Here is a 4,351-nt window from a genome sequence, read left to right as displayed (position 1 = left end):
GGTGTCGGTCAGCCGCAGGGCGCCCTCGTCGACCAGGGCCATCACCCCGAGCCCCACCACCGGCTTGGTGACCGAGGCGAGGTCCCACAGCTCGCTGCCGTCCAAGGGCTCGCCGCCCCAGCTCCTGGTGCCGGTCCAGCCGCGGTCCTGGGTCGCGGCGGCGTCGCCGACGGACCATGCCGCGGCGGAGTAGACCCCGCGGTCCCGGCCGGCGGCGAGGAGTTCGCCCAGCGGGCTCATGCCCGCCCTCCGTCACGTCCGCCGTCCCGCTCCCCCGCGGCCGGGCCCACCACGCCCAGGGCCGGGGCCCGCCCGCCGAGGCCGGCGGAGACGGCGCGGGCGGCCGCGCGCACCATCGGGCCGTACAACTGCACGCTCTCATGGCCGAGGGTGAACGTCAGCCCGGAGATGCCGATCGCGCCGACCACGCGTCCCGCCCGGTCGAGTACGGGCGCGGCGACCGAGCGCACGTCCGGTTCGTCGTAGCCGTCGTCGACCGCGTAGCCGCGCTCGGCGGCCTCCTGCAGCACCGTGCGGACCGCTGCCGCGCCGGCGAGCGGATGCGCGGCCCACGCCTTCGGCGGCACGCCGTCGAGCACCTCGGCGCACTCGTCGTGCGGCAGCACGGAGAGCATCGCGAGGCCGACGCCGCTGCGGTACAGGGGCGTGCGGCCGCCGGGCGGCAGGCCCATCCGGAACTCCGGGGGCGACTCGGAGTGCTCCAGGTGGACCGCGTCGTCCCCGTGCCGCACGGCGTAGTGGGCGAACTGGCCGGTACGCCGGTGCAGTTCCGCCAGCACGGGACGGGCAAGACTCAGGTTCCGGTCGTCATACAGGGCCGCGGCGGCCAGTCCGAGCAGCCGCGGTCCCACCTGGTAGGAGCCGCCTTCGACGGGCTGGGCGAAGCCGAACTCCACCATGGTCCGCAGATGGCGGTGGACGGTCGGTTTCGACAGGCCCGTACGCCGTGCCAGCTCGCCCAGCCGGTGCGGACCACCGGGTTCGACGAGCGCTTCGAGCACTTCCATCGCCTTGTCGATCGGGCCCTTCGCTCGGCCCTGCTCGGTGATTTGAGTGTTGACGGTCTTCGCCATGTCGCCTAGCTTAGCCCATCATTCCATCTGCCGGAACGGATGTGATGTCCAATGGAACGGCTTCGTCAAGCGCGGAGTGTGGACCGCATGCGCCCGGCCCGGCGCGACATCCTGCGGCTCGGCGGCCTGTTGATCCCGGCCCTCGCGGCTCCGGCGGTGCTCACCGGGTGCGGCACCAGCCCCGCGAGCAGCGCGGGGAACATCCTTCGGGTGGCCCAGGCCGGTGATCCCAAGGCCACGCCGCGTCACACGGCTCGCCGTTGTGGAACGTGACGCCGGGGCGCAGCGTGAAGCGCCAGGTCGCCGCCCCGCGGGCCACCCAGGACGGCGGTCAAGTACAGCATCGAGCGCATCCTCGACCCCGCGACCAAGTCGCCGATCGTCGAACTCCGCTACGTCAAGGGCGTCTCCGTCGTCGACCCGCTCACCGTGGACATGCACACGACCGTGCACGACCCGATCCTGCCGGACAAGCTCTCGCTGTTCGGCGGCGTGATCGTCCCCCCGCGCCACCTGGCCGCCGTCGGGGACGCCGGGTTCGCCGAACACCCCGTCGGCACCGGGCCCTTCACCTTCGTCCGCTGGCGGCGCGACCACGAGCTGCGGATGCGTGCCTTCCCCGGCCACTGGCAGGGGCGCCCGCACGTGGACGAGCTGGTGTTCAGCCCCCAGCCCAACCCCTCCCCCTCACTCGCCGCGCTCCAGAGCGGCCAGGTCGACCTCGTGGCCGGCCTCACCCCCGACGCGGCACAGCAGCTGGGCGGCTACGGCGGCGTCAGACTGGACGGCCACACCGGCATCAGGACCTCCTACCTGTCGCTGAACACCCTGGAGAACGGGCCCCTGAAGGACCGCCGGGTGCGCCAGGCACTCAACCATGCCGTGGACGTCCCGCTGCTGATCAAGGCGGTGCTCGGCGGCAAGGCGACCGAGGTGCCCGCGATGATCCCGCGCGGGGCGTTCGGCTTCGACCCCTCGGTCAAGCCGTTCACCCTCCTCGACCCGAGGGTGAGGACCTCCCGATGACCCTGACCTCCCAAGCCGCGCCCACCGCGGGCCCCGCCGCCGGGGCGAAGCCCGGCCGGCGCCCCGCCGCGCTGGGCACCCTGCTGCGCAACAGACTCGCCGTGGTGGCGCTCGCCGTCCTGGCGGTCCTCCTGGTCGCCGCGGTGTTCGCCCCGCTGCTCGCGCCCGACGACCCGAACGCGCAGGACCTGCTGACCCGGCTGAAGCCGCCCGCCTGGCAGCACGGCGGCAGTGGCACCCACCTGCTGGGCACCGACCAACTCGGCCGCGACATGTTCTCCCGGGTCGTCTACGGCACCCGTGTCTCGCTCCCGGTCGGCGCCGGCGCGGCACTGCTCGCCGGCGTGATCGGCACCGTGGTCGGCCTGGCCGCCGACTACTTCGGCGGCTGGCCGGACCGGGTGCTGATGCGGCTGGCAGATGTCCAGCTGGCCTTCCCTTCGATCCTGCTGGCGCTGGCCATCGTCGGGTTCTTCGGCTCCGGCCTGTGGTACGTCATCCTCGTGCTGGGCATCACCGGCTGGGTGTCGTACGCCCGGGTGGTCCGCTCGGAGGTGATGTCGCTGCGCTCCCGCGACTTCGTCACCGAGGCACGGGCGCTCGGCGCCATCGACGTGGCGTGCTGGGACGCGATGGGCAAGGCGACCGGCCCTCGCACGCGGCGCGGGTGGTGGAGGAGGGCGGCTTCGACGCCGTCAAGCTCAAGGGCACCAGGGACGTCCGCGGGGACGTGGCCATTCTGCGGGCCCTGCGGGCGGCGCTTCCCGAGGTGAACCTGCGGGTCGACCCCAACGCGGCCTGGTCGGTGCCGGACTCGGTGCGTGCGGGCATCACCCTGGAGGAGCTGGACCTGGAGTACCTGGAGGACCCCTGCTCGGGCATCGAGGGCATGAGCCAGGTGAAGGCGAAGATCCGGATCCCGCTGTGCACCAACATGTGCGTGGTGCGGTTCGAGGAGTTCGCTCCCGCAATGCGGCTGAACGCCGTCGACGTCATCCACGGTGACGTCTACAAGTGGGGCGGCATCGCGGCGACCAAGGCGCTCGCCGCACACTGCGAGACCTTCGGGCTCGGCATGAACCTGCACAGCGGCGGCGAGTTGGGCATCGCGACCGCGGCGCACCTCGCGGTCGTCGCCAGCACGCCGGTGCTCTCGCGCGCCATCGACAGCATGTACTACCTGCACGCCGACGACATCATCGAGCCGCTGCACCTGGAGAACGGGCGGCTGCGGATACCGGAAGGACCCGGCCTCGGCGTCACCGTGGACGAGGACAAACTGCGGCACTTCGCCGCGGTCAACTCACGGCGCAGGTCCTGCGCACTGTGCGGGCGGTACTCGCGGCGCAGCGGCGGCGAGCCTTCCGGCAACCGCAGCCCAGCGCTTGGCTGGGGTGACCGAAAGGGAACCGCATCGCGAAATCAGATCACCTATAACGGAAACATCTGTTGGACAGCTCTCCAGGTCATCTCAAGGATGTCTCCTGCGGTAGCCCGGTCGACACGACACCGGGACGGACTGCCGCGTGAGTGGAGGCTGAAGTGCCGAGTGAAGAGACCGACGTAGTCGTCGTCGGGGCGGGCCAGGCAGGTGTGGCGATGAGCGAGCACCTGGGAGCGCACGGGGTACCGCACATCGTCCTGGAGCGCCATCGCATCGCCGAGCGGTGGCGCTCGCAGCGGTGGGACTCACTGGTCGCGAACGGGCCCGCGTGGCACGACCGCTTCCCGGGGCTGGAGTTCTCCGATGTCCACCCCGACGCCTTCGCCTCGAAGGAGCAGATCGCGGACTACTTCGTCGCGTACGCCGAGAAGATCGGCGCACCGGTCCGGTGCGGCGTCGAGGTGACGTCGGTGCGCAGGCACGCCCGTCGGCCCGGATTCCAGGTCGAGACGTCAGCGGGCTCCATCGACGCGCGCTTCGTCGTCGCGGCGACCGGACCGTTCCAGCGGCCCGTGATCCCGCCCATCGTCCCGGACGGCGCCGTCCCCACGCAGATCCACTCCAGCGCGTACCGCAACCCTGGGCAACTACCCGAGGGCGCGGTGCTCGTGGTGGGGGCAGGCTCCTCGGGGGTCCAGATCGCCGACGAGCTGCGCCGGTCCGGACGCCGGGTCTTCCTCTCCGTCGGCCCCCACGACCGTCCTCCCCGCGAGTACCGCGGGCGTGACTTCTGCTGGTGGCTCGGTGTGCTCGGGCTCTGGGACGCGGAGACCCCTCCCCAGGGCGC

5 protein-coding genes and 1 pseudogene are annotated in these 4,351 nt (G+C 72.1%); 4 read left to right on the top strand and 2 right to left on the bottom strand.

Annotated elements, in window-relative coordinates; translation table 11 throughout:
• A partial coding sequence (locus tag ACFYTE_RS42175) for a serine hydrolase (RefSeq protein ID WP_388722601.1) occupies window positions 1-240 on the bottom strand: 240 nt, incomplete at its 3' end.
• Window positions 237-1,094 carry an IclR family transcriptional regulator gene (locus tag ACFYTE_RS42170; protein ID WP_388722599.1) on the bottom strand — a complete coding sequence of 286 codons (858 nt, stop codon included), beginning with the start codon at window positions 1,092-1,094 and terminating at the stop codon, window positions 237-239. The genes ACFYTE_RS42170 and ACFYTE_RS42175, both read right to left, overlap by 4 nt.
• A gap of 87 nt (window positions 1,095-1,181) precedes the next feature.
• Here ACFYTE_RS42170 and ACFYTE_RS42165 point away from each other — a divergent pair.
• From ACFYTE_RS42165 to ACFYTE_RS42150, 4 genes and pseudogenes are all read left to right on the top strand, one after another.
• Window positions 1,182-2,087, top strand: a pseudogene (locus tag ACFYTE_RS42165) (ABC transporter substrate-binding protein); the annotation flags it as partial.
• Window positions 2,088-2,116: 29 nt separating this feature from the next.
• Complete coding sequence (locus tag ACFYTE_RS42160) at window positions 2,117-2,893, top strand: ABC transporter permease (protein ID WP_388722597.1); 777 nt, start codon at window positions 2,117-2,119, stop codon at window positions 2,891-2,893.
• The gene (locus tag ACFYTE_RS42155) at window positions 2,788-3,687 is read left to right on the top strand and encodes an enolase C-terminal domain-like protein (RefSeq protein WP_388722595.1); all 900 of its coding nucleotides are present in this window, start codon (window positions 2,788-2,790) and stop codon (window positions 3,685-3,687) included. Before ACFYTE_RS42160 ends, ACFYTE_RS42155 begins: the two co-directional genes overlap by 106 nt.
• A 32-nt stretch (window positions 3,688-3,719) precedes the next feature.
• Window positions 3,720-4,351, top strand: a 632-nt coding sequence (locus ACFYTE_RS42150) for a flavin-containing monooxygenase (RefSeq protein ID WP_388722593.1), incomplete at its 3' end; no start/stop codon positions are given.

Origin of the sequence: Streptomyces sp. NPDC004629 (genome assembly GCF_042873595.1) — a bacterium.
Taxonomy (GTDB): domain Bacteria; phylum Actinomycetota; class Actinomycetes; order Streptomycetales; family Streptomycetaceae; genus Streptomyces.
The sequence above is the reverse complement of the archived record's forward strand: the minus strand, read 5'-3'. Positions and strand labels throughout refer to the sequence as shown.